Annotated in this window: 17 protein-coding genes; 1 reads left to right on the forward strand and 16 read right to left on the reverse strand. The window is 46.1% G+C overall.

All coding sequences use genetic code 11. The annotated features are described in order from the left end of the window. Positions 1-91: 91 nt before the first annotated feature. The gene (locus WA1_RS23620; protein ID WP_017740084.1) at positions 92-442 is read left to right on the forward strand and encodes a YkgJ family cysteine cluster protein; all 351 of its coding nucleotides are present in this window, start codon (positions 92-94) and stop codon (positions 440-442) included. A gap of 152 nt (positions 443-594) precedes the next feature. Here WA1_RS23620 and WA1_RS23625 read toward each other — a convergent pair whose 3' ends face one another. From WA1_RS23625 to WA1_RS23700, 16 genes are all read right to left on the reverse strand, one after another. After that, on the reverse strand, positions 595-1,062 hold the full coding sequence (locus WA1_RS23625; protein WP_017740083.1) for a hypothetical protein: 468 nt from the start codon (positions 1,060-1,062) through the stop codon (positions 595-597). 372 nt (positions 1,063-1,434) lie between these two features. Beyond that, positions 1,435-4,350, reverse strand: a complete 2,916-nt coding sequence (locus tag WA1_RS23630; RefSeq protein WP_026134322.1) for an NHLP bacteriocin export ABC transporter permease/ATPase subunit — start codon at positions 4,348-4,350, stop codon at positions 1,435-1,437. A 70-nt stretch (positions 4,351-4,420) separates the two neighbouring features. After that, positions 4,421-6,685, reverse strand: a complete 2,265-nt coding sequence (locus WA1_RS23635; RefSeq protein WP_017740081.1) for an NHLP family bacteriocin export ABC transporter peptidase/permease/ATPase subunit — start codon at positions 6,683-6,685, stop codon at positions 4,421-4,423. Next, complete coding sequence (locus WA1_RS23640; RefSeq protein ID WP_017740080.1) at positions 6,672-8,114, reverse strand: NHLP bacteriocin system secretion protein; 1,443 nt, start codon at positions 8,112-8,114, stop codon at positions 6,672-6,674. The genes WA1_RS23635 and WA1_RS23640 overlap by 14 nt, the downstream gene beginning before the upstream one ends. Before the next feature lie 88 nt (positions 8,115-8,202). Then, positions 8,203-9,297: a cyclic nucleotide-binding domain-containing protein gene (locus tag WA1_RS23645; RefSeq protein WP_017740079.1), complete on the reverse strand. Its 1,095-nt coding sequence runs from the start codon at positions 9,295-9,297 to the stop codon at positions 8,203-8,205. A 308-nt stretch (positions 9,298-9,605) separates the two neighbouring features. Continuing rightward, entirely contained in the window at positions 9,606-10,757 is a 1,152-nt protein-coding gene (locus WA1_RS23650; protein WP_017740078.1) for a DUF7005 family protein, read from the reverse strand. Between the two features lie 89 nt (positions 10,758-10,846). Next, complete coding sequence (locus WA1_RS23655) at positions 10,847-11,632, reverse strand: MinD/ParA family ATP-binding protein (protein ID WP_017740077.1); 786 nt, start codon at positions 11,630-11,632, stop codon at positions 10,847-10,849. A 159-nt stretch (positions 11,633-11,791) separates the two neighbouring features. Then, entirely contained in the window at positions 11,792-14,413 is a 2,622-nt protein-coding gene (locus tag WA1_RS23660; RefSeq protein ID WP_017740076.1) for an amino acid permease, read from the reverse strand. Positions 14,414-14,553: 140 nt separating this feature from the next. After that, a complete protein-coding gene (locus WA1_RS23665) occupies positions 14,554-15,963 on the reverse strand; it encodes a PDC sensor domain-containing protein (RefSeq protein ID WP_026134321.1) in 1,410 nt (469 codons plus the stop codon). A 43-nt stretch (positions 15,964-16,006) separates the two neighbouring features. After that, positions 16,007-16,234 (reverse strand): hypothetical protein, encoded by a 228-nt coding sequence (locus WA1_RS23670; protein ID WP_017740074.1) that lies wholly within the window; start codon positions 16,232-16,234, stop codon positions 16,007-16,009. A 5-nt stretch (positions 16,235-16,239) separates the two neighbouring features. Then, entirely contained in the window at positions 16,240-17,502 is a 1,263-nt protein-coding gene (locus tag WA1_RS23675; RefSeq protein ID WP_017740073.1) for a nif11-class peptide radical SAM maturase 3, read from the reverse strand. A 23-nt stretch (positions 17,503-17,525) separates the two neighbouring features. Continuing rightward, positions 17,526-17,819, reverse strand: a complete 294-nt coding sequence (locus tag WA1_RS23680) for a Nif11-like leader peptide family natural product precursor (protein WP_017740072.1) — start codon at positions 17,817-17,819, stop codon at positions 17,526-17,528. Between the two features lie 72 nt (positions 17,820-17,891). Continuing rightward, a complete protein-coding gene (locus WA1_RS23685) occupies positions 17,892-18,185 on the reverse strand; it encodes a Nif11-like leader peptide family natural product precursor (protein ID WP_017740071.1) in 294 nt (97 codons plus the stop codon). A gap of 151 nt (positions 18,186-18,336) precedes the next feature. Then, positions 18,337-20,256: a S8 family peptidase gene (locus tag WA1_RS23690; RefSeq protein WP_017740070.1), complete on the reverse strand. Its 1,920-nt coding sequence runs from the start codon at positions 20,254-20,256 to the stop codon at positions 18,337-18,339. A 214-nt stretch (positions 20,257-20,470) separates the two neighbouring features. Next, positions 20,471-23,755 carry a type 2 lanthipeptide synthetase LanM family protein gene (locus WA1_RS23695; protein ID WP_017740069.1) on the reverse strand — a complete coding sequence of 1,095 codons (3,285 nt, stop codon included), beginning with the start codon at positions 23,753-23,755 and terminating at the stop codon, positions 20,471-20,473. 364 nt (positions 23,756-24,119) lie between these two features. After that, positions 24,120-24,446 carry an NHLP leader peptide family RiPP precursor gene (locus tag WA1_RS23700; protein ID WP_017740068.1) on the reverse strand — a complete coding sequence of 109 codons (327 nt, stop codon included), beginning with the start codon at positions 24,444-24,446 and terminating at the stop codon, positions 24,120-24,122. Positions 24,447-25,255: the final 809 nt, after the last annotated feature.

Raw genomic sequence — 25,255 nt, forward strand, 5'->3', positions numbered from 1 at the left:
TAATACTTGGAAATAATCATATCTGGCATTTGGCGGTAGACTTTAAGTAACTTAATAAAAGTATAAGAAATAAAAAATAAAGGTTTTAATAGTGGCAACTTGGCAATGTGTGAAGCAATGTGGAGCGTGCTGTTATCTCGACCCAGCAGAGCGCCCAGACCTGGATGAGTATCTATCACCTAAAGAATTGGAACTTTACCTGAGTATGGTAGGTGACGACGGGTGGTGTGTGAATTACGACAAGGAGAATCGGGAGTGCCGTATCTACCCAAATCGCCCGCGCTTCTGTCGGGTGGAAACAGAAGTGTTTCAGGATATGTACGGTATAGAACCAGAAGAATTAAACGATTTTGCCATAGACTGCTGTCACCAGCAAATAGAGGGAGTTTATGGCGATCGCAGTTTGGAAATGTTGCGTTTCGACCAAGCTGTTGGTTTCTAGAGGAAGCGATTTTTTGGGAAATCTAGAAGATACACGGTTTTCAGGTCTGCATCTCATCCATGTCTACGTATTTTTGTCAAGTTCATTTTTGACAAATTTTAATGCGTTTGCCCTCCACAAGCAGAAGAAAGATTTCAAAAGTTGCTGCACTCTCAACTAGTTCTACTAATAAACATGGCAACCGTGTTGGTTTGAGCCACAACGAGTTTGGTAAGTTCACCAATGTTAAGTGCTTGCTGCTTAGCTACTTCTAAATGACCATTCACGGCGCTGGTGAGTTCACTAATGCGGTCAGCTAGTCCATCAATTTTGTCACCCAACCGCTCGATTTTGATATCGATTGCGGTGAGATGCTCGGACATCAATCCGACCTGGATTTCAATCCGGTCAGCAGACTGCCGCATCCCTGACACGGCATCGTTGACGTGACGTTCAATTCGGTCAGTAGTCTGCTGCATCCCTTCTAGAGTGCGGTCAACATTCTGACCTATGCGGTCAATATTCTGACTAGTTCGCTCTACTGTCGCAGCCAAAGCACTAAGTTGACGATCTGTCACCTCACGGCTGGCTGAGATCGCCTCCATGACTCGGTTAATTACATTGCTACTAGATTCAGTCACTTATGTTTCCTATATCTTGCACCAGCATCTCCGCCGAGAAAATCATAGCCTAAAAAGCTTGTTATTTCTTTAGGATAGGCACTGCTAGCCCTGTCAAGGTGGATAAAAACTTCAGGCAATCAATAGCCCTCTCACCTCTTCCCTCTGCGTTCTCTGCGCCTCAGCGGTTAAATAAATGACTTTGGAACCGCAGAGTACGCAGAGGGCGCAGAGAGTAAAGATGAGGAATTCCTGCCTGAATCAAAATTTTATGAGCCACCTTGACAGGGCTAGATAGGCACTGCCCACCTTACCTTAAAAAGGTTATTGTTTCGTAAGCAGACTTCTGAACTAGATAACACCTGCGCTACTTTGTCATTCAGGCTGTGTCAATTAAGCCATTTGTCGAGCCATCAACTGGGCAAACAATCCTTCCTGAGAAGTTAATTCCTCAAAATTGCCTTGTTGTACAACTCGACCACCTTGGAGTACATAAATGCGATGGGCATTGCGAATAGTGCTAAGTCGATGGGCGATCGCTATCCGGGTTACTTGTAGCTTTTCTAAACTTTCACTGACAATTGCTTGGGTTTTGTTATCTAAAGCACTAGTAGCCTCATCGAATAGCAAAATTCGGGGTTTCAATGCCAAAGCGCGAGCAATGAGTAACCTCTGCCGTTGTCCTCCAGAAAGATTGCCACCACCTTCACTAATTACTGTATGCATTTCCATTGGCATGGCTGCAACATCATCAGCAAACCCAGACATCCGGGCTGCTTCCCAGGCTTCATCCAAAGTAATTTGAGCACCACCAGCGATATTATCAAAAATGGAAGCTGATGTTAACTGACCACCTTGCAAAACAACACCCAATTGACGGCGCACTGCGTCAACATCTAACCCAGACAGGTCTTGACCGTCGTAGTAAATGCTACCAGCTTCTGGAGTTTCAAATCCCAGCAATAATCGGAATATGGTTGATTTCCCACTGCCAGAGCCTCCTACCAACGCAATAAACTCTCCAGGTTCTGCATAAATACTTACATCATCCAGCGTCTGCGGTCCATCACTCCGGTAGCGGAAAGTAACACGATCCACAACAATTCTACCGATGAGCTTACCAGGATCGGCTTTGCTCAGATCCACTTCCGGTATGCTTCCTAGAATTGGCTGGGAGCGTTTCCACTGAGGAATGACTTGCAAAACCTCAGTAACTGTATTGCTCAGGTTTGTGGCTCCCTGAATAAAATTGCCAAAGGCTGTATTGAAAGCGAGGAAGGTGCCAAGGGATAGTCCGATACCTCCTGAAGTCTGAGCCTCCTCAAGCAAGCTGATGGTAAACCAAAAAAGTACTCCAGAAGTCAGTGTCGGCATTACAGTATTGAAAAGTGCAACAATATCTTCAACTTGCTGTGTGCTCAATTCAAGTTTAACTTGCCGACTGTAGTTTTTACTCCAACAGGCAAAGGCGCGTTCCTCAGCCCCAGCAATATGCAATTTAGAAATGCCATTAATTAATTGCACCGTTTGTCCAAAAATATTTCCCTGTAATTCCAGCAGTGGACGTACTTTACGCAGGAGGAGCATACCAGAGATTGTCGTAACAGCGATCGCGACTATTGCTACAGCAACAGCAACTAGGGCTAATTTGAAATTGTAGTAAAACAACTGCCCCAAGTAAAATAATGCAAAGAGGCTAGTAATCAGATTTATGAGAGTCCTACCACTGAGTTGGCGACGGATCGTACTAATTGAAGATACGCGAGACTGAAGGTCACCTGTTGTGTACTGGCGGAAAAAAGATACTGGTAGGTTCAGCAGTCGATCCCAGACAGCCGCTTGAGTGGAAGCGTCAGAAGTTGATTCCAAACGCAAGATAGCAAAGCCTTGAGCTAGCTGAAATACAGCTGTGCCTAAAGCAGCAGCCAGCAGCCCTAATCCTACCTGTAGCAATAATCCTCTGTCACTATCTGGAATCGCATTGTCCATAAGAATTGCAGTCGCTTGAGGTGTGAGCATCCCCAAAAGCGTGACGGCAATGCCTGTAACTAAAATGACAAGCAGTTCCTTGCCACGTCCTTTCAGTGCAAACTGGAGTAGCTCCAAAGCTTTGAGAGCTTTATCGGGCAAAGACCGATAAAACATATAAGCGATTGGAGCCAACGTTGCGGCTATGCGTTCATCCACCCTCACGCGGGTTTGCTCAATGGGGTCAAAGATTTCATAGGAAGTTGCAGAAACGCTCAGCAGCGCCACTGGTCGGTTTTCTTCCTGCGTATAAGCAACCATTGGACCGCAATCTTTCTCCCACCAGTTGTCCCGCAACAAAACTCGCCGCATCCGGATGCGCGAAGCCCGGACAATTGCTTCGAGTGGTTCTTTGACCCGCTTGAGGTTTTCTGAACGAGCGGGAGGGCGGATTTTTACCCCCATAGCTCTTCCCACTGCACCAGCAGCAACTAACAAAGGTGTACCTTCTAGGAAAAAGTTCCCATCTTGATAATTCAGGGTGGATGCTAGTTCCCCTAGAGCTTCCGCTGTGACTTGACGATTAAGACGTTGGCGATCGCGCAGACGCTGTAGTTCTTCTTGGGCTTCCCGTTCATCCAGCAGGTAAATGCAGTGTAGGAGTTGAGTATGAAACTGGGATAGCCCTGCTTTGATAATATCTGGGTCTCGAATTTCTGAAGTGGTCACAGTAGCAAGCTGAACCCCCTCTACAGCTTCTAACCACATTTTGTCATTGAGGGGAAAAGTTTGTGCCGCACTTGTCAAAATCAGTTCTTCAAACCCCAAAAAACGGACAAGTCCTTGAGTCAGCTGTACCCAACAAACGACATCTGATTCAGGTTGGAAAGTCTGACCATTGTTCAAAGAAAATCGTGCTGGTGCAGAAGCCCTCACTGCAATTGCTGGCGTCGCAACATGGGAGAGTGTACTGCCAAGTTGCAACAGCCAACTTTCTACCCAAGCGTTAAGCGAAGCTCTGCCGAAGGCAATCGCCGTTGCATCTGCATTACTTAACAGCTGCGAGAAACATTCCTGATGCACTTGTAGCAGTTGCGTTTCCCCAATCGGTACTGCCAAAATCTGGCGTTGTGGATCAGAAGAATTGACAGATGTTCCAAAAAGTGCTTCACCCTGTTTCATCGTGCATAGATAACGGCGAGTGCCTTCTATAACACCATCTTTAACTGTAACGGCAAACAACGCCATAGACCCACACTGGATTACCCAAACCTTATCTAGGTCATCCAGCAGTATCGGCTCATTGCCCTTAACTATATAAAGTTGCCCTTGTATTACCATAATCAATAGTCAATTGTTTTTATATGAATTCGCGCTTATTACTGCTAGAGATAACTCCCCCTGCTCGCCATCACTCCGCCTGTAGCGCTTCACCTTCGGTGCGAATTAACCGCGAGTAAACTCCCTCTACGTGCCACAATTGTTGGTGAGTGCCTCGTTGTACCACCTTTCCTCGTTCTAGGACAATGATTTCATCACAATCCCGGATGGTGCTTAAGCGGTGTGCCACGATAATGCAAGTGCATCCCCGCTGCCGCAGATTCTCGTCAATGATTTTTTCGGTTTCCGCATCCAAGGCGCTAGTAGCTTCATCCATGACGAGTATGGAGGGGTTGTTCACCAAAGCGCGTGCTATTTCCAGCCGCTGTCGCTGACCTCCACTTAAATTAGCAGCACCTTCTATCAGTTCTCCATCGAACCCACCAGACATAGAAAGAACCACATCGGCGATCGCTGCATCCTGACAAGCTCGAATCAAGCTTTTGTCTGGTACCGTAGTATCCCATAAGGTTAAATTATCCCTGACGGTTCCGCCAAATAGCAGGATATCCTGTTCTACCATTGCAACAGAGTTAGTCAGTACTTGATGCGGAATCTGCTCTCTGGATTTACCATCAAACAAAATTTCTCCCGCCCAAGGTTGATAAAGCCCGCTTATCACTTTGGCAACAGTAGATTTGCCAGAACCGCTCCCACCTACCAACGCGACTCGCTGTCCGGGTTGAACGGAGAGGTTTAAGTTTTCAATCAAGGGGGGTTCTAGGCGGCTATAGCCAAATGTGATGTTGTGCAACTCGACATACCCCTGTAGACGAGGAGACAAGGAAGAATTTGTTCCTTTATCTCCCCCTTCTCCCCCTCTCCTGTGCTCTATTATCGGATCGATAGGGTTGTCCAGCACATCATCTAGGCGAATTAAATTGCCCTCCAGTTCTTGAAGAGTACTACCGAAGTTGACGAGATTGTTCACAGGTTGCTGAAAACTGTGCATTAAACCTTGAAAGGCTATAAGCATCCCAATACTAAGGTGTCCATCCATCACCCGCAAACCGCCTACAATCAACAAGAGCATGGACGAGAGGGCTGATAAGAGCATGGGTAATACTGAGAAAATCTGGTTTGTGACACCAAGCTCTTGCTGGGAATTGATAGCTTTGGTGTAGTAACCTGACCATCGGGAAAAGAAATCTGACTCTAACCCAGATGCCTTGAGTGTTTCTATACTTTGAAGAGCGGCAATGGAAGCACCAGCAGCTTTGCCATACTCTTGTATCAGTCGCTGATTGGCGTCTACCCGTTGTCGGGAAATCCACTGTAATGTTAACACATTTATGGCAGCAAAACTAACTACAATTAAGCTCAGTACCCAGTCATACTGAAGCATGACTAGGGCGTAAAAAATTACCATTACCGTGTCGATGCCTGTAGTTGCCAACTTTCCGGAAAGGACATCAGCAACTTCGTCGTTAAGAGTGGTGCGATTGCTAATTTCTCCGGCAAAGCGTTGCGCGTAAAAACCAACAGGTAAACGCAGGATGTGCCAGAGAAAGCGACTGGACATTCCGACAGACAACTTGATTTTCAAGCGACGCAGGTACCGTAACCGCAGTAATGTTAGCGACCCCTGGAGTACGGCTGCGATCGCCATTCCCAAAAGCAGTGGACGCAGCCAGTGCTGTCGTTGCTGCACCAAAATGTCGTCTACAAACACTTGGCTAAATATGGGTACCGCCAGCCCGACAAGAGTTAATAAAAAACCCGCAATTAGGCAGTAAACTAAAGCACCAGCAGCACCGTGTAGCCGTTCCCACAGCGCTGTTAACATACTGGGTTTGCGACCACCTTTGGTGAACTCAGTACCTGGTTCCATGACCAGCACCACTCCAGTATACCCCTCGTCAAATTCCTGTTGGGATATAGTACGCGGTCCAGTGGCGGGGTCATTGAGATAAACGCGTTCTTTGCTAAATCCCTCCACTACCAGGAAGTGGTTGAAGTTCCAGAACACAATATAAGGAGGACGCAGGTCTTGCAGTTGCTGTAGTTCTTTTTTAAAACCTTTCGCTTGGAGTCCGTAGCTTCTGGCAGCTTTGAGCACATTAGACGCCTTGCTGCCATCGCGGGAAACTCCACACTCTCGACGCAGTTCTGGCAGTGGTACAATCCGACGGTAGTAACCTAAAATAATTCCTAACGCAGCAGCACCACATTCCACAGCCTCCATTTGTAAGAGAGTGGGAGTCTTTACGCGTCGCCTGCCTCTATTATTAATCAATGTTTGCAGGTGCCGCAAAAGATGAATCGGTGTTTCTAAAGTTGGATTAGTAGATACCACTGAAAGACCTCAAAATAGGTAAAACGAAGGTGATAGGAGCGCGTTCATCCACCTGAACTCGAACAACAGTGGTAGTTCCAGGAGAGATTTTTAAGTGCGGTCCAGTGGAAGAAGACCACTTGTAGCCACTGAAGGTGGAATCCGTCTGTAGCTCAGCGAAGACTTGCATTAGACCTTCCTGTTTTTGAGATATCAGACCTTCTACCACTTCTGGATTGCCCACCTCATTAGCGGCTGCCTCTTTTGTAATAGGAAACCGTGAGATACTGGTTACAGTACCCACAATGCCGCCAAAGCGTTCTCGTTTGACAGTTTGGGGGGTAATTTGGATTGCCATACCCGACTGAATTTTCTTGCCTTCCGCAACCGGAAAATAGGTGACGCCAACCAGCTTGTTGGATGGATTCTCCGCCTCCACGGTTGCCAAGCGGGTTCCCGCATTGACGACTTGCCCAGGCGTAACAGTGAGTTCGAGAATGCGTCCGTTATGTTGGCTGATAATCTGGCTGTTATTGCTGAGTTGTTGTTCGAGTTTGGCAATCTCGCGCGTAACTTCTTGAATTTCGTTTTTCCGGACTGTTAAAGTTTGTAGGTCTTGTTGAGCTAGATTGGCTTCTTTACTTTCCTGTTCTTGCAACTGGGCTTGGATATTTTTGATTTCGTTCAGGTTCGAGAGGTATTGCTGTTGTGCATCTGCTTCTTTAACATCAAGTTGCTTCAACTGAGCTTCAGCTTCATCAATGTTTACGCGGGCATCGTCATATTGCTGCCGCGCTTGTAGCACCGTATCATCGGCAACCGCTCCCTGTTTAAATAGCATCTGGCGATTGTCCAATCTCTTCTTGTAAGTAGGAAGCAGCCCCCGGAGTATTTGCAAGCGTTGTTGTAAGTTCTGACGCTCGCGCTGGATTGACATCAGCCCTTTCTCCCTCAAAATAGGTGTCAAATCCTGCACGATCTTTAGTTTTTGCTTAAGAGACAGGCGTTGTTCTTGGATTGCTTTTCTGTCAAGTTGTTGACGTTGCACTTGGAGCGAGCTAGCGTTACGATCTTGCTCTTCTAGTTGGACTAGTTTGGCGCGTACTAATTGTAGCTGCTTGCGTAAATCAACTTGGTCAATTGTCGCTAGCACCTGCCCCTTTTTAACAACATCCCCAACTTTGACATCAAGAGCAAGTAATTGCCCTGCGCTTTTCGATTGCAGTGGCACAACTTTGCGGGGGTAAATGACTACCCCTCGACCCTCGACAGTGATGGGGATGCGTCCGTAAATACTCCAAACGATAGCAACTGCTACCAGAGAACCTAAGGCGGTTAGAGGTAGCCAGCTTTTAGGACTAACCACCTGCATGAGTTGGTCTAGTCTTTCAGGGGAAGATAAACGTTCAATTGATTCTTTTCTAAATAAACTGCGCTTTTGGTCTAACATTTACACTCACGTTTGTATCATAAATATGGGATTTTAGGTTTTAAGTGTCAGGAATGAATAACAGCACATTTGGTGCTTGACAAGAAATTCAACTTACTTTTAGGCGTCCCTGCATCCAATCAAATCTTTTTCCAGCCAGCGCCATACGATCTAAAACACTGACATCCAGTTCATCCTCATATTCAACATTTTCATCTAATGGCTGACCTTTGCTATAAACCCGCCTACCATAACCAAGGCTGCTAAGCATTCCTTGCAATCTATGTGAAAGCAAAGTTGCAATCACTCGATAAAAGCGGGATGCAAAACCGATATCTTGCAGTAATTTTGCTGCTAATTGCTGGCGCGAAATCGACAACACAAATGAGTCTTCAAGAGTTTTGACCGTTGCAGAGGGTAAACGACCATCGATAAAGGGTGTTTCTCCCACGATTTCGCCTTTCGATAATCTCGCTATCTCGAAACCAGAAAAATCATCACCCTCTATAGCTGCAAAAGCACGAGCCAAGGGATTGCGCGAGTCACCAGAAACAGACAGAGACATTGTTCCACCAAGTAGAATATACAGCGCATCCACAACTCCTCTTTCATTGATGAGTACGGTGTGAGCAGGAATTCTTTGCTGAGTTCCACAACCCACGATCCAGTCAATGTCACTGTCATGCAATTCGCTCAAAATAAACAGCACGTCCCTTAGGGGTTGACTTTGAGCAAAGTTGCTACGACCAAACCGATTGATAATGCTTTGCAGTCTGTCTGAGAATAAAATAGCGATCGCCCGATAAAAGCGTGAAGCAAAACCTACATCTTGTTGTAATTTTGCTGCCAAATGCTGTTGGGGAATTGACATCACCAGGGACTTTTCAGTAGCCTTAACCGTAGTGGCGGACGGACGGACACCTACAAAAGGGATTTCTCCCACGACCTCACCACTGGATAACCTAGCAATCTCCCGTCCTGAAGTTTCACTACCCTCTATGGCTGCAAAAGCACGAGCCAGAGGATTGTTGTCAGTACTTGAGACGCTAACTGTTAAATTTCCATCTAGTAGGATATGCAGACTATCGGCAGCTTTTCCTGGGTGAAGGAGTACAGTGTTGGCAGGTATTTCTCGCTGACGCCCTGTAGCAATCATCCAATCGATGTCGCTATTACTCAATTCTTGTAGGAGAACTTCTGTCATAACTCATACCTCTTATAGGATGGGTGGATTTTGAACCGCAGATGGACGCTGATGGACGCGGATAATTTTCGGTGTTATCTAAGTATATTCGCGTATATTAATAGTTGCTTTTTTGATGGCTATATACAGATAGTAGGGTGGGCATTGCTAACTATCTCTCCTCTTACCTCTGCGTACTCTGCGTCTCTGCGGTTAAATAAATTACTTTTAAACCGCAGAGGCGCAGAGAGCACAGAGAGAGAAGATAAGGAATTGCCGCCTGAATCAAAATTTTATGAGTTATCTTGACAGGGCTAGCATTGCCCACCCTACGCCTCCTTAATAAGGGTCTTTTGGATACGTGAGGAGGCCTCAACAGAAGCCAATTCTTCCAATGTCAAATGAGTCAGTGCCATCAACATAAAGGTTTGACCATTAACGGTTCTTAACTCGTCTGCATACTCAGCATCAAAGCGCTCTAAATTTTCTGCGGCAGCTTTCACTAACGTCTGTAGAATCTTAAAAGCGCCATCGGAAAGTGGGGGCTGACCCCGGTAGTTTTCCAGCCTACCTCCTTTTCGGTAATTGGGAAACGACTCCAACCCCACAAAGCGCAAGAACCAATCGGCTCGATAGTGTCCTGTAGCGGCGACAATGCCTCTGTAGTCGGCAATGAGTTCGTCGAGCATATTGTTTCGCATTGAGTTAAACAAGCGATGTGTGAAGTAGTGGGTACATTCATGTTCTAGCCGAAGGATTAGGGATAGGCGCTGCCATTCGGGTTCTTCTAGTCCCACGTCCTTGGCAGAAACGTTGCTATAGGGACCGTCACTCAAAATAATGAACCGATCCTGATAAAGCTCCTTTTGTGAGATTAAGCGTTTAAACTCTTCTGCCCAACTACTTTCGGAGCAATTGCCGGGATTTTGAGTTTTCCATTGTTGCCGATAGGAGCGAATCCTGTCCCAGTTGTTGTACCCGCCGACTATGCATGCTCCCATAGAAGCAGGGACTGGTAGTGGTTCATGCCGCATGGTGAGCGCCTGTACCAGAGAAACAAAGTCCTCTCGATTTGGGGCAACCAAAACCGGGATGGCTCCTGCTACGCTTTGATGTACGATCGCCTGGAGTTTCTCAGGTTGTTTCAAGACTAAACCAGTCGCCTCTGGTATGCCATCCACTGGAACGCCCTTACGGGTAGCAGCGCGATATGCCTCACTTTGGCTGATACCTTCGAGTATGGGAAACCGGAACTGCACAAGCCGTTGCTTGAGTGCTTCAAATGCTCCGTCAATTGCTGCAACAGCATACTCCTGCCAAGCTGCCACATGGGCTTCAGGTGCAAGTGGAAATTTAACGGGATGGGTAAACGTGTTGCGATGAAAGACGTTTTGATTGTAAGCCAGTAGTTCCTCTACCTCTTTTGCGCTGGCTGCGAAACTGGCAAGGACACTAGCGCGGAATGATTCTTGAGCAAGCATAGGACATCGTTACCAAATGGTTAGTGGTTAGTGGTTAGTGGTTAGTCGTCCTTTTTTACAACTAACAACTATCAACTATTAACTATCAACTAACAACTAACAACCAACCCACAAATCTCGTCAACAATCCCTTTCACAGTCTGACTTATGGGATGTTCAGAATAACTTAGGCAGAAGATACCTTTGCTGGCTAATTGTACCATTTCTTCAGACAGGGGCAAAATACCAGCCACAGGGACGTTATAAGTTGTCTCAACTTGTTGCCGTAAGTCGGCAAAATCGAAGGCTGATAACACCTTATTAACCACTAGCAGCATTTTGGGTACTTTGAGCTTTCGAGCTACATCCACTGTTACAGCAGTACCTTGGAAGTCTTGGTGATCTGGACGTAGAATGACGATTAGAACATGAGATATCCCGATGGAAAGTAAAGTTTCTTCATTAAGACCGGGGTGCGTATCAATTAACAAGTAGTCTAGGTTCAGACAGCGAATGAGTTCTTGAAAACCATCGTTGAGCCGGACTACGTCATACCCCTCGCGCAGAACTCTAGCGATTTCACTAGCCTTAATACTAGAGGGAATCAGGTAAAGGTTACCTTTTAGCGTACTTATTTCCCCCTGTGTCATGAGAATATGACTTACGTCATGAGCAGTGTCTTTAATATCACAGCGTCCCCACAGGTAGTCATTGAGGGAGTAGTTCATGTTTTCCTCGTTGAGACCGAAAAGAACGTGAACTCCTGGTGACTGAATGTCAGTATCAACAATACCTACTCGTTGTCCCTGACGCACCATAGTAGCAGCAACGTTAGCAATCAAGTTTGATTTGCCAGTACCACCACGGAAAGAATGAACAGCTATAATTTGTGCCATATTTTACCTCTAGTTATTTGTTAGTTGTTGGGTGTTACTCTCTTTCCGCTATAAGACTACTGATCGTATGTTCCTCTTTCTTCGCGCTCTTTGCGTCTTTGCGGTTCATTTAGATAGGTAATCTTTGGGCGGGAAGGGAGTAGTTGTCAAAAAGTACCACTATCCACTAACCACTAACTCTCCATCTTTGGGAAATGTCAACTTTAACCAGCACGAGTCGCTAAAAAGAGGTAGCAAAACTCGTCCGGTGGATAGTTTCAAGTCAAACTGTATATTCTTGTTTCCACTCTCGACTTCTATAAATGCAGGTAAACTCTTTGAGTCTCCGTTGAAGTTGCTACTGTGTGCCCATACTCTCAGTTCTTCTTCTCGCTTAGTTGTTAAGCGGAAGATGGCATAACGCAACGTCTTTAGGGATGGAATTTCCACACTAGCAGCTTGGTGGTATTGTTCACCCTCAGCATATCCCAGGTATACCTCTGCCATTTTTGGTTGTCCGCTAGCAGTGATAGTGAAGACGGATCGTCCTCCTAAGTGCTGCTCTTTTCGCAACTCTACTACCACGCGGGAAGCGAAGGCTCCATAGCGCTTCATGACAAGGGTTGCTCCTAGCGATAGCAAGGCGATGCACAATGCGCTGATACGTGCCACAGGATTCGACCAGATGAACAAACCGTGGACGAACAAAATGGCTAAAAAGAGGCTGTAGATACCAACGCTGAAAAACGGATGGTTAAGAATTTTCAAGACAACTCCCGGCACCAACTCGCCCTTGCGTCGGCTGGAAAACAACAGTAAAACTGGGAAAATACCACCAACCAAGGAGTTACCTAGAACACCAGCAAAGGCAAGTATACTAGTAAACGATTGTACACCAGTCAGGAAAAGCCACTCAGTCAGCAGGAAGACTAGCACTAACGGGCTGATGGATAGAAGGAAGCGACGTTGGTTGAGCAGGGTTGTCCAGAATCGTTGCGCCCTTGTTGGCATATTGACATTATCAACAGTAGTATTGCGGACATCTGCCTTTAACCTTCCTTCATAGGCTATGAGCATTGGTGAAGTGACTTGTAAGCACACACTATCTTGGTTTGCCGAACGTACCTCTAAAGTTAGGTGAATGTCCCACTTGTGGAGGTCTGCAAACTGATCGAGTACCTCTTTAATCTCCCAACGCTCTGTCACTGTTATCTCTGTATGACGGATTTTGCCACTCGATTGAACATCTAGGCGAAACCTTGGCGCTTGTTCTTCCAGTCCTAGGTAGGTTAAACCAATATGGGGAACACGACTGCGATCGCCACATGGGTGTAATATCAATGTTCCTTGTTGTCTAGGCAACATCAAGACGGGTTGAGGTCGGATAGGTAACCACTCCCTAGCTAGGTTAAGCAGAAGACTCGAACTACGGAGCCAAGCCATTCCCAAGAGGAGTGTGACTAAAACTGCTCCCAATACTGAGACAATGGGACCGACTTGAAGCGCTAGTGGCTCCAAGGCAGTGCCTGACTGTCCAGCTAGCAACTCCGGTGAAATAGCTCCGTTGACAGCCAACACCCAGATGCAAAAAAGAACAGTTAAAAAAGCAGTTCCCGCTACACTACCCCAAATCAGTGATGAAGCACTTGGGTCGCGTGGGAGTATGACCTTAGCGCATTCTCCCACATAGACATGCCCAAAGTAAAGCATGAGGCTAACACCAAGTACTTGCTGTAGCATCCAAGGTTGGAAAGGATGACCATTGAGGAAAGGCAAGTTGAGATAAAAAAGGTTGTCCAATTGCAGATGGCTCAAGGCAAAAATTGAGAGAATCAGGAGCAAACTCACGTTGATTGCTGCAAGAGATACCATTACGGCAACGGTAAAATTTAGGGATTTACGCGATCGCAAGTACAACCCGGCAAAGAAAAGTAACACTGCCCACAGTGCTGGGCTGATGTGGGTGAAGTTTGCTAGAGTTGTTGACAAACCGATGTAACAAGCTAAAGCTATGAGAAAAACACGGATGCCTACAGCTAGAGAAAGTATAAAGGAGCCAGTATTTCCTAAGTAATTGGATACTAATTGTTTGATAAAAGGATTACCATAACGGAAGTCACCACTACGACCAACAGCCTCAGCCATACAAGCCATAGTTAGTATGTTAATGATGCCGATGATGACTAAAAAAGCAACAGTAGCCAGAGGACCAATATCGGCGACAGCAATGGGCAAGGCTAAGAAGGCTTGGGGCAAACCCAAAGCAACTGTAATCAAGCAGGCGAGCCAGAAGGGTGGCAAAGACTCTAGCCGTTGGGCTAGAGCAGATAAATTCCAGCGCAATTGTTCGGTTATGGGTAGCGTAGATGCAAATATTTTTACTACTTGTCTTTTGTATAGGCGGGAATAAGCCACCTGTACCGCTTTCTCATCCAAACCCAAAGCTGCCCGGATATTAGGCACTGCCTGGTATGTGAAAGTGTACTTCTCGCCCAGAGCGTGGACAACAGCGGCTTTAAGTTTAGTGTTTTCCGGCACTAAGGGTGTCCATTCCGAGGCATAGCGTTCTAGATGCTGGATGGTGGGGTGGAGTGGAGGCGCATTTCCTAAGGCAAAGGCTTCCAAAAAAGCCAAGTCGCGCTCTGACGCAGTTTGTTCTGTGAGGGCAAACTCCACCCGCGATCGCGCTACTATCTGCGCTGTCCGACTCTCAATCAAAAACAGCAAAGTATTTGCTCGTCTAGCTGGAAAACCCGCTAGCACCTCCTCACGCGAGATAAGTTCGTCGTCATCAGATGTCATATTTATCACCTCTCAAGAAGCATGGGGAGTGGGGAGTGGGGAGTAGGGAGTGGGGAAAAGAGTGTTTCTTTCATGCATAATGGGTTGCAGGTTCTGTCGGTGGGATGCTTTTAAGGTACAAAGTAAAAATAAGGTTTCATTTAGTAACTTGTACGCTCTTTAAGGGATTGCACCTTGCTATGCAATCGCTGGAAGTACTCTGTCTCAGTCTCACCTGAGCTTACGGTTTGCTGTTTCAGCTTTTGTATCTTTTTTTGTAACTGTTTAAAGTGTTCGTTCTCAGTAATTTCCGCAACTTGATTGACTCTTTTAGTTTCGTCTATCTCAATTCGCAGGGCGGTTACCTGCTGTTTTAGGTTTTGCTCTCTAGTTTTAACTTCACGAGCCATGTGTAAAAAAATACGCACAAGTTGACCCATGTCGTCATGAGTGCGAGACACAACAGCCAATTCTTGAGGATTGAAATCCCCTTGTTCCAGTGCTTGTGCTGCGGTTGTGAGGGCGCGAATTGGTCTGGAAATAGTCCGTGCTAAGAACAATGCTATGATTGCCGTCATTCCCCCTACAACTAGCACAATACTGCCGTGTTGCCAGATTAGGCGATTCAAGGGAGCGGTAAACTGTGCTTTGGGTTGGTTGACTCCTAAAACCCAAGGTTGCTCTTTCAAAGGTGCAAAGCCAACTATCTGGGGCATTTGTGCAAGTCTCAAGCGATAGCTGGTGTGTCCCGGATCGTTGGCTCCCACCATTACCGCTAACTCTGGAATGTTTAAGCTCTCGATCTGCTTAAGACCATAGCGTCTGTCGGTTTCGACCTGCTTTCGCGTTTCTGGCGGCAAGGGGTTGAGGCTATGATAAAGTAGGGATTGGTCGGGATGACTGATAATCACCCCGTACTGGTCAACAAGGAAGGCATAACTCTGGGAGCCATGCAATTCATTAACAATTTCCCAGATATCTTCTCCCTTAATCTTGAATACCGCCACTCCCACAATTTTGCCCTTTTCAGATTGCACCGGGTGCGAGAGGAACAGTCCTGGTCGTCCGGTCGTTTGACCTACCAAGATGGTAGAGACGTAGGATTTTCCTTGGATTGCCTGTTGGAAGTATTCCCGATAGTTATATTTATTACCAACGAATTTTGGTTCGGTGGAAGCGACACATTTACCTTGTGTGTCCATGAGAAAGATAGCATCAAAGTCTGGGTTAGAGTGGGAGATGTTTTCCAGTGTCTGCTGCATCGACAGACGGAAGGCTTTTTGCTTTCCAGGAGCGTTGGAAGTGAGGAAACTTACCACATTGCGATCGCTGCTAACTTGGACTAAAACGCGATGAATATCAATAATCAGTTGGTCTAGGCGACTAGCAGTACTGGTAGCTTGTAATTCTAGTTTGCGGTATTCGCCAGCTTCTAGGCTATCTAAGCTCTGTCGCAGGTTGTAGTAGGCGGTGAAGCTCATCGGTATAATTGCAACTGAGAGCAATGCCGCCGAAAGTTTGGCGGCGATCGACCAGGCGGGTGGGTAAAGTAACCGATGTGTAAGCTTCATGTAGGTGTAAAATTTGTCAACAGAACTGGATTGATAAACAGCCTCAACCCCAGAGGGTAGCAGTAATCTCTGCCATATCCAGGGCTTGTTTCGCCTTAATCAGAATCCTCAAAAAAGCTTGTTGATTCTGCCAAGCAGAGCGAGGTAAAAGGGGAGACGGAGAATCCAATTGACCTTCAGAAACACTTTTCGACCACTCTTGATGCTCGGTGTTCTCAGAATCGACTGAGTTGTTCTCTGGAACTGAGAATTCACCAGTTGTTTCGTTCACAGTATTTATCTTGCTAAGGAGTAAGTGTATTCAGGTTCTTCTTGCCAACTGTTTGACCATTGAATGCGGTCAGCAGTAAAATGAAGTGGATCGTCGAGAGGCCAAGGAGCGTCAAGTGGCTCCTCAATCAAGGCAAACTCACCGTTATCAAAAGGAAGTCCTTGCGCCCTTACTTTAGGGTAAACACGCTCTCGTATGCCATGCTTCGCTTGCTCTAGAGCGCGGTGATGGCAGTAAGGATTGTTACCTCTGCGATTGAAAAAGACGTGAGCCGTCCAAGTGCAGCCTCCACGGCATAGCTCAGCAAACTTGCAGGTCTTGCAGAATCCCCACAAATGTTCCGTCCCTTGGGGAGTATCGGCACCGAGGTTAAACCGCAGCTCTTCTGTTTGTTCAATAATTTCACGTAGAGAGCGCTCTCTAATGTTACCACCAGTATATGCTGCCGTGGGTAATGAAGGACAGCCTTTAATTGCACCATCCGCTTCCAGACCCAGCGTGGATAATCCGGCACCGCAACCCTGCCAAAATGTCCATTCATTACCTCCCCCACGTAGCAACCGTTCATAAGGACCGTAGTAACCGATGTTATTACCAGCACGTACCTTGACTCCTTCACGGTTGGCTCGTTGGGTAACACGGGCAAGCATGGGGTAGATATCTAATAGTTCGGATGGTTGGAGCAGGATGTCTGCGTTATCTGCTGCGTTGCCCATAGGAACAGTCAGCTGGATTTGCCATGCACACGCGCCAGCATCACGGATATGCTCGTAGATAAGCGGGAATTCCGGAGCAGACAGGCGGTTGATCTGGGTATTGCAACCGAAGGGAATACCAACTTCCTTGAGGTAGCCCATAGTTCTCAATCCGGACTTCCAAGAGCCTTTTCGACCACGCAGGTGGTCATGAGTCGCCTCCATTCCATCCGTTGAGACGGAAACCATAGAAATTCCTGCTTCCTTCATCCGGCGTGCCATGTCTAGTGAGATGCCATAGCCGCCGGTAGTCATGCCGCAGAGCATACCTGCCTGAGTAATAGCTTTAGCAATCTCCAGCCAGTCCGGACGCAAAAACGCTTCTCCTCCAATGAGAGTCACTTCCTTGATGCCAACTTCGGCTAACTGTTGAACAAGGTCAAGCGCTTCTTCTGTTGAGAGTTCTTTTGTACGAGCTTGACCTGCTCGTGAACCACAGTGGCTGCAAGCGAGGTTGCACTTGAGGGTAATTTCCCAAACAGCATAACTGATTCGTTGGTACTCTTTAGACATTGTTTCACCCTGCTTAAAAGGTTCTAAAGTCTTGGTCCGCCGTAGAAAGGATACACAATTGGCCGTTTCGGTAGCTTGCCTAAGAGCACTGACGCTCCACCGCTAACTGCTGTTAGTTCTGCGTCGCTGAGTTCTTCATCAGATGACTCTGAGATTTGAGTCATGGCGGCTTCCCATTCTTCTGGGGTAAAGTTATAGCCAGCAGCTAGTACAATTTCTCGGCGTTCATCATCACTGACAGCATTTTGGTATTGAGTTTTGAATGCTTCATCGGTAACAATCCTTTCGTAAAAGGCTCTTGCGCTTTCAATAGACATACATTCCTCCTGTGAAATTTAAGTGATGTAAGTTAATACTTGACGTACAACCGTTTTAAGACCAGAGGCAAGTTATAGTTTTGGTTTTGGCCAACGAAGGTTGGGCGGTAGAATAACACCATATGCAGCAACAGGCAAAATACCACCAGCGATCGCCTCTAGCTGAGCATCGTTGAGTTCTGTGTTAGCTTCAGATGCTTCTAAAATATCAGCGGTAGCAGCTTCCCATTCTTCTGGAGTGAAATCGTATCCGGCTGCTTGTATGATTGCTGTGCGTCCCTCACTGGCAGTATTCTGGAGTTGAGTTCGGAATGCTTCATCTGTAGTTATTCTTTGATAGAAGGCGTTTGCGCTTTCAATGGACATATTTCTTTCTCCTGTTGATAACTAGAGCTTAGGCGAGTAAAACTCTGACCACAATACACAATATTTCTGTGAGAGTAGCAATTTTTCGGGTTCTGCGGATGTAGACTGTAATGCGCTCGGATATCAGACAAATCAGTTCAAAACTCTTTACCTAACCATCGCCAATTTTTGCAACAAAAAGATTTTTGTTGCTGTTGCGTTTCTGTAGCAAACCTGCACTTAGAAGACTAAACGCCAAGACACCCAACACCGACGTGGGTTCAGGAATGGGCGTTACAGAAGGACTAACGAGTGCCGCTACGGCTCTATCAGCCTGAATAAAGCCATACCCGCTGTCAAAGTCAAAGCCAAGTGTCCTCATATCGAGTGCTGTGCTTTCCAGGAGCGAATAAATCTTACTAGGGCTGGTGTCCGGAGCTGCTTGGAGCATTAACGCCGCTACAGCTGCCGCATGTGGGGCGGCGGCTGATGTGCCAAAGAAGTTCGGTAATCCATCATTATCGGGATCTACCCCAGCAAAGAAAAATGTGGTGTTAACCCCGGTTGGAGCAACGATATCCGGCTTCAAGCGAATCTCCGGGTTTGCCAATCTATTGCCAGATGTATCAAATAGTATTGGTGTCGATCCGGCTGAAGAAAATGGATCTAGCACTGCCGGAGACGTACCAAATTCAGGTGTTAAATAGTAAGGTGCTGCTACTACCGCCTCTGCTCCAGCAGCGTTAGGATGTCCGTAGAGCGCCCCACTATCGGTGTTAAACTCGTTGATAGTACCCAAAAAAGTTAACGCTACGTACTTCATCAAGTTAGCGTAGGGTCCAGCTGAGTGCGAAATTGCGAGGTTGAATTGATCTGTCCCGAAGGAGCCGTCGTTGACGAACGTGAAGACCTCTATAGCATCTGCACCAATGTTGTTATCGGCGCTGAAGCTCAATACATTGGTACCAGTACTATCAAATAAAAGAACGTTCAGATCGTTGGGGGAGCCGCCACTGCCAGGGCTAACAGAAAAAAACGGTGAATCCCACTGGAAGGAAATTCTAAACCTGGTACCTTCGGGAACTGTAATGCTTTGTAAAACATCCACTCCTGATCCCGGATCAAAATCATGCAACTCACCCCTCAATATGGGGTCGCTTAAGCCGCTTGGATTAAATGCACTTTCATAAGCGTCGCGACCATAATTGCCAGCAGAGGAGAAGTAGGAAACGCCTTGAGCCACTACGCTGTCCACAGCTTGGGCAATAATCCCATCTTGGAACATCGGCTCAGCGAAGTAAATTACGTTGTCTACGATGACGTTAGCCCCAGCTTCGTTTGCTAGCCTTAGAATGCCATTGGCGAAATCAGCCTCACTCACGAATGCCGTGTGAAAAGCCAAGTTGGCACCGGGAGCCACATCGTGAATCACCTGCATTGTGGCACGACCTTCATCGTTGCCACCACTTGGCAAATCCTTCAGCACGTTAATGCCGGATGGTAGGTCGCCACTAGCCACATCGGCGGCTGCCCCGCCCAAGTTATCAAAGCTGTTCGACAGTACGCCCACCGTAACACCAGTTCCGTCCACATTAAAGATACTCCGGGCAACGTCGGCCTTCATAGCGATATCGCCTTGGCTAGTAGTTAGTCCTACATTGGCTAACGGTTGATAGGCTGGTCTAGCAAATTGCAGGCTGTTTAAGTTTGCCATATTGTCTATAGCTTCGATAGGCAGCATACCCGAAACGATAGATCCTCTTGTTGAGGTCTTGTGTAACCCTAACTGTTCCAGGTTTTTTAACAGGGCGTTTGTGCTACCAGAAGCAACGGCATTAATTGCCACATGATTGTTGTGCAATTGTAATAAAGAGTCGGGCAGTTGGAAGGTGACACCGTCTGCTTTTTGGAGAGCCGATTCATATGCAGTATAGAGCGAAGCTAGGTCGCCGCCCACCTTAGCTATCGGCTCCTCCCGATCGAAGCTAATGCTGTTGGTCAACGTGGCTGCTTGTGTGATCGCCGACAAACCTCCAAGGAATGCAGTTGTAGCGATCGCTGTTGATGCAATGGTTTTGTGGAGAAGCCTCATTTCTTCATTCCTCTACGTATTTAGAAGCTGTCAAGCACTTTTCGCCTAAGTTGGCTTAAAACCGTATTTTTGCTGAATTTACATGAACAATCTTATCTTACTATTACTTAGACGTTACTGAATGAAGAAATGATTGAGGTAAACAAAGAAACCATTCTTTACTCCAAGTAGTACAGCAGCAAGCGCCTTGACTTTTGGAGTATCATGCAGTTTCCTACTGCCATAGCAGCACAGAGGGAAGCAAGTTTGGATACGCTAACCTCAATAGCTCGTAACCAATTCCAGATGTTCCCAAAAAGAAACCAGGATTGTAAATATCTTTATGAAGATTGGGAAAGAGATAAAAAGAACCAGCTTGTTCTGCTCTAGTCACAACCCATGCTGCTTGTTTTTGAGCGGTTTCAATTAATTCCGGGCGTGATAGTTGCTGGGCTGCTATTAGCAGAAGCTCAATTCTGCCAAAGTTGCCGCAGCACAGACGGTCTACTCCTTGCAAATTGACTTGTAGCGTGGTCTTTAAAGCTACTTCAATTTCATGTCGAATTTGACAAGTATCAAGCACCGAAACACCACCTAAGCGCACCATACCAATACCAGGAGCGCCATGACACCAGCTGGTTTTAAACGACGGTTTTTCAAACCTTAAGTCCGGCCAATTGCCAGCTTCTGGAGAAAAGACGCTGTGTTCATAGGCGATCGCTTCCTTGGCAGCTTTCAGAAACACTGAATCTTGAGTGGTATCATACAACCGCAGCAAAGCGTAGGCAATGCCAGCTGCACCGTGGGAAAATCCTGTCAATAGTTTTCCGTCTAAACTTAACCAAGTTCTAGAACCAGTATCACTGGCAACACGGTTTTTCAAGAGATGATTGCCACAAATCGTTGCCTGTTCCAGAAATGCTGGCTCAGCAGTGAGATTGTGTAAGGCTAACAAACCTAGAATTGCCCCTGCAGATCCACCCATAACGTCAAAATGTTGATCGGTACCAATAGCCTCCGGTTTCATTAGGTGTGCTGCTTGTTTAGCATCTTCCACGAGAGCGGGTTCGCCCAAAAATTGACTAATTCGCACTAAAGCATAGATAATTGAACCTAGCCCCATAGCTCCACCGATACCTGTTTGCTCGGCGAATTTTTGCTGATATTTAAGGTCTGAGGTTTGCAAAACCCGACGCAGGGGTTGCAAAGCTTCCAATGCCAAGTCGCGAAATCCAATGCCGCCCGTGACAGCTTCTAATGCTGCCAGGAATAAGGCTACCCCACAACGTCCGTCGTACAAGCCATCTCCTATTGGCTGAAGTTGGAATCGGTCTGCCAGAGGCATATATCCTAGTCCAATCCAGGTAGCACTACCGTCGGCAGCACAAATTGCGGAGCGTTTCAGATCTTGAGCGATCGCAACTGCCTGCTCCACCATCTGTTTCTGGCTCAAGGGGGCGACAGCATCAAAATTCAAATAGGCATTACTATATGGTAATGTATCGCTCAGTTCACTAGTGATACTTGAGTACAACGAACCCCGTATAATAATAATCTGCTGTGCTAGATCCTTATCGCTGAGCTGCTGTAGCCGAGAATTCACTGCGGAATAAGTAGGTTCTGTAAAACATTGTTCGATAGTTTGACTGGAGCCAATCGACAATGCAGCACTATCTGAATAAGCAACGAAGTAGGGGATATCCATCTGCTCCATCGCCTGTAGTTCTACTTTCAAGAGTGACCATAAGAGAGGCTTTGAGTCTGATGAGAGAAAGGCTCTGCTGAGAAGGTCGAGCTTAATACTGCGTTCGACGCCATCCCGCAGCCATTCAGGTTGCAGCGAATTGCAAAGTATAGAACCATAGACTTGGGTGGCACGAAAAACAAAGCGAACTTGTTGATGGTTTAGCGCTGTCAAAGGGCTATCTGAGACCAAGAGTGCTTCCCGGTGTTTTACCAGGAATTGATACATTTGTTGAAAACCATCCACAAGTTCTTCAACATAATCGTTTGGCAATAAAGTGACACCCTTTAAAGGAGGCACATTAGCTCTCGACGGGATTTTCGCAAATTCATAACTTAAGGACATATTATCGGTGTTAATGTTACGCCATTTAAGTACGTGATAAGATGTCTCCTGTTCGCCGTCTGCCCCTCCTAATCCACTTAAGGTAAAAACTTTGCGTCCGTCCGGTCCAAAGAGCCATTGCGGTAAGAAATTGCTTCGCAGGACAGAATCCTTAAAAAGTTGTCGATCCGCCAGTAATTGAGCCTGTGCATATTTTCCTGAGTCTGCCGTCTCCCGGACTTGGTGATGCATTAACGTCTCCATATCCACCAAGACTGGGTGTTCCCCGCAACTAATCAGATTTTCAAAATGGCAGTCATTTGCTTTTAGGAGATACAGCACGCACAGCAGCATCCCAGCACGCTGGTAATAGCGTTGGACTTCCTGTTTATCTTGACATGGCAAAGACTCTACAAATTCAACCCAACCGTAGGTTGAGTGATTGATCGTTCTAAGTAACTTAAAAGGTAAAGAGATTCCTTGCTGATTAATCCAGGCAAGTAACTTAAAATACCCTTCTTCCAAGCCTAAGTCTCTAGGTTTGTATATCAATTTCAGACCTGAGGCAAAAACTACCGCGATCACGGAACGACCATTATTATGGGGGTCAGAAAGAGACGGATAGATGGTAACGACCTGACTTAGTTCCGCTTCAGTCTGAAAAGTTCGCTGAATTTCAGACCAGTCTGAGGCTAATCGCAGAAGAAATTCCCCAATAGCATCGACCCAAAAGTCTGTTACCGTCGCAACTAGTCTAGCTAACACAGGGTATTGCTGGAAAAAGGACAGGAGTCCCCCTCCCTTGAGCATATACTTGATAAAAGCTTGATACTGCTCCTTGGAATGACTACTCTCAAATTGTCCAAGTAAGCGGAGTAGTGGAGACTGCTTACTGGCACGAAAAGTTGAGAAATTTAATTCCAGTATTGGTGAGGAATAACCAGCAAGCAATCCCAAAAGACTACGCTCAAGTGTTGCCTGGGCTTCTTCTGAAAGTAAATGGTACTTATCGCCTGTCCGAACAATTAATTTCTGCTTGGCAATATGTATGAAAGGCAAAAAAACTTCTTCAAAGGGAACTGGCTCTTGGCAACTCAAACAACGGTACACTTCTGCCGCACCCTTTTCTAAGGTTTCAACAGAAATCAAAGCAGAGGCTTTAATACCTTCATTTAAAGTTTTCACCCACGGTGGTAAATTCTGCTCATCAGCCATGTGAACAGAACCAAGCACACGGCGCACAGTGTCTAAGGTAAGACCATCCCAAGCAAGTCGCTTCTCGAATTTCTCCTGGTCTCCCTTAGCGACAATCTGACACCACTTTTCAAGCCTGGATGGAACGATATCATCGAATTCTAGAGCATCATTAGGCAAGAACCCAGTTCCAAGGCGTTCGGTAATTGTGCTGGCTCGCTCTACGATGTTAACCAGCTCTTTTTTAGAAAATTCCATCGCTTATTAATCAAGTCTTTTGGTGAATTAGGCCAGTACTAGTTCTTGAACGAACACGGTTAGGGTTTTGTCCGAGGCAGACTTAAAACTTTACAACATCTTGCAGGGCTTTGGTAATGATTTGCTGTTCAAAATTTTGATTGGAGTTGCTCATATTGTAGCCTCTAATTGAAACTGTACAGGCGCTTATAAGACTGTAGGTAAATTATGTTTAGTAATGCCTCGGACAAACACGGCTAGGCGTTTCTCCGAGGTTACCGTGTCAAGTACTTGACACGGTAGTGAGAAGGCAAATTCTCACTGTCCGTTACTCAGCAAAATGCCTCACAATCAGTGAAGCAGTAACTACTTACACACTCCTGAATTAGCGTCTACAGACGGCAATACTAAAGATTACAACGGCACAAAATGGTGTTGTCTGTGCTTCAGCTCCTACACCTCCTGCCACAGCTTCTAACTGTTGCTCAGACAACTCTTGATTCGGCAGTTCATCTGTATTTGGGGGAAGTACCAGGTAAACTTTCTTTTTCGTTTGCTGAACAACTTCAATTTCAACTTCCTGTGGCCAAGAACGACCCAGTTCTTGTTCAATAATTAACCTGGGATTGCTCATTAGCTGTTGCTTATAAGCCTCATCGTTCATTGCTTTGGCAATAATGCGTTCTTCGAGAGTTTGATTTGGATTACTCATGTCAATTACCTCTATTTAGTAACCTACGGGCTTCTGTGTAAGCGCTTATTACATCTCTAAGATTAAAATGGATAAACCGAGGTTACAATCAACTATTTTTTGGTCAGACTCGCGTTTATTTTGATGCTGGTTGTTACTGATAATGTATAAACCAAGGTCATAATCAACTATTTTTTGGTTAGACTCACGTTTATTTTGATTTTGCTTATTGCTGACATTTTCTTCCAAAAATTATGAATTAAGTGCTCTTATTGGAAAATAATTTTAATGAAAAAATATATTTTTAAAAAAATAAATAAATCTCTCTGACTATGATGGCACTGCGGATAAGAATTTGATTTTTTGTAATCGCACTAAACTAAACCGATGAGGAGATGCGATCGCACTTCTGCTCCCAAACTCTAAAGCTTGGATTTTCAACAACAGTCAGTATGATTTTGGCTCGTAAGGCGAGTACTTTGACCTGTTTTGCGGACGATACGGCTTTAGCCGTTAGCGCTTACGCTATCGCTTGTTGCTGCAACAGCCTTTTTTCGTATAAATGTCAGTTGCACAGAGTAAGTTGTTTGCCGACCAATCATAATCCTGAATGGTTGAGGGAAGTAAATCCAAGACCAATATCGGCGACAGCAATGGGCAAGGGCGTCTGTCGGTTTTGACCTGCTTTCACGTCTCTGGCGGCAAGGGGTTGAGGCTATGATTAAAATAGGGATTTGTCGGGAGACTAATAATGCCCCGTACCGATCAACAATAAAGGCGTAACTCTAGGAGCCACGCAATTCATTAACAATTTCCCAGATATCTTCTAT

This window comes from Scytonema hofmannii PCC 7110 (genome assembly GCF_000346485.2).
Taxonomy (GTDB): Bacteria; Cyanobacteriota; Cyanobacteriia; order Cyanobacteriales; family Nostocaceae; genus Scytonema; species Scytonema hofmannii.

Bases quoted from the DNA above. Each gene is read 5' to 3' on its own strand.
- WA1_RS23630 (WP_026134322.1), bottom strand. From the start codon at position 4,350: ATGGTAATACAAGGGCAACTTTATATAGTTAAGGGCAATGAGCCGATA.
- WA1_RS23640 (WP_017740080.1), bottom strand. From the start codon at position 8,114: ATGTTAGACCAAAAGCGCAGTTTATTTAGAAAAGAATCAATTGAACGT.
- WA1_RS23645 (WP_017740079.1), bottom strand. From the start codon at position 9,297: ATGACAGAAGTTCTCCTACAAGAATTGAGTAATAGCGACATCGATTGG.
- WA1_RS23650 (WP_017740078.1), bottom strand. From the start codon at position 10,757: ATGCTTGCTCAAGAATCATTCCGCGCTAGTGTCCTTGCCAGTTTCGCA.
- WA1_RS23655 (WP_017740077.1), bottom strand. From the start codon at position 11,632: ATGGCACAAATTATAGCTGTTCATTCTTTCCGTGGTGGTACTGGCAAA.
- WA1_RS23660 (WP_017740076.1), bottom strand. From the start codon at position 14,413: ATGACATCTGATGACGACGAACTTATCTCGCGTGAGGAGGTGCTAGCG.
- WA1_RS23665 (WP_026134321.1), bottom strand. From the start codon at position 15,963: ATGAAGCTTACACATCGGTTACTTTACCCACCCGCCTGGTCGATCGCC.
- WA1_RS23675 (WP_017740073.1), bottom strand. From the start codon at position 17,502: ATGTCTAAAGAGTACCAACGAATCAGTTATGCTGTTTGGGAAATTACC.
- WA1_RS23680 (WP_017740072.1), bottom strand. From the start codon at position 17,819: ATGTCTATTGAAAGCGCAAGAGCCTTTTACGAAAGGATTGTTACCGAT.
- WA1_RS23685 (WP_017740071.1), bottom strand. From the start codon at position 18,185: ATGTCCATTGAAAGCGCAAACGCCTTCTATCAAAGAATAACTACAGAT.
- WA1_RS23690 (WP_017740070.1), bottom strand. From the start codon at position 20,256: ATGAGGCTTCTCCACAAAACCATTGCATCAACAGCGATCGCTACAACT.
- WA1_RS23695 (WP_017740069.1), bottom strand. From the start codon at position 23,755: ATGGAATTTTCTAAAAAAGAGCTGGTTAACATCGTAGAGCGAGCCAGC.
- WA1_RS23700 (WP_017740068.1), bottom strand. From the start codon at position 24,446: ATGAGTAATCCAAATCAAACTCTCGAAGAACGCATTATTGCCAAAGCA.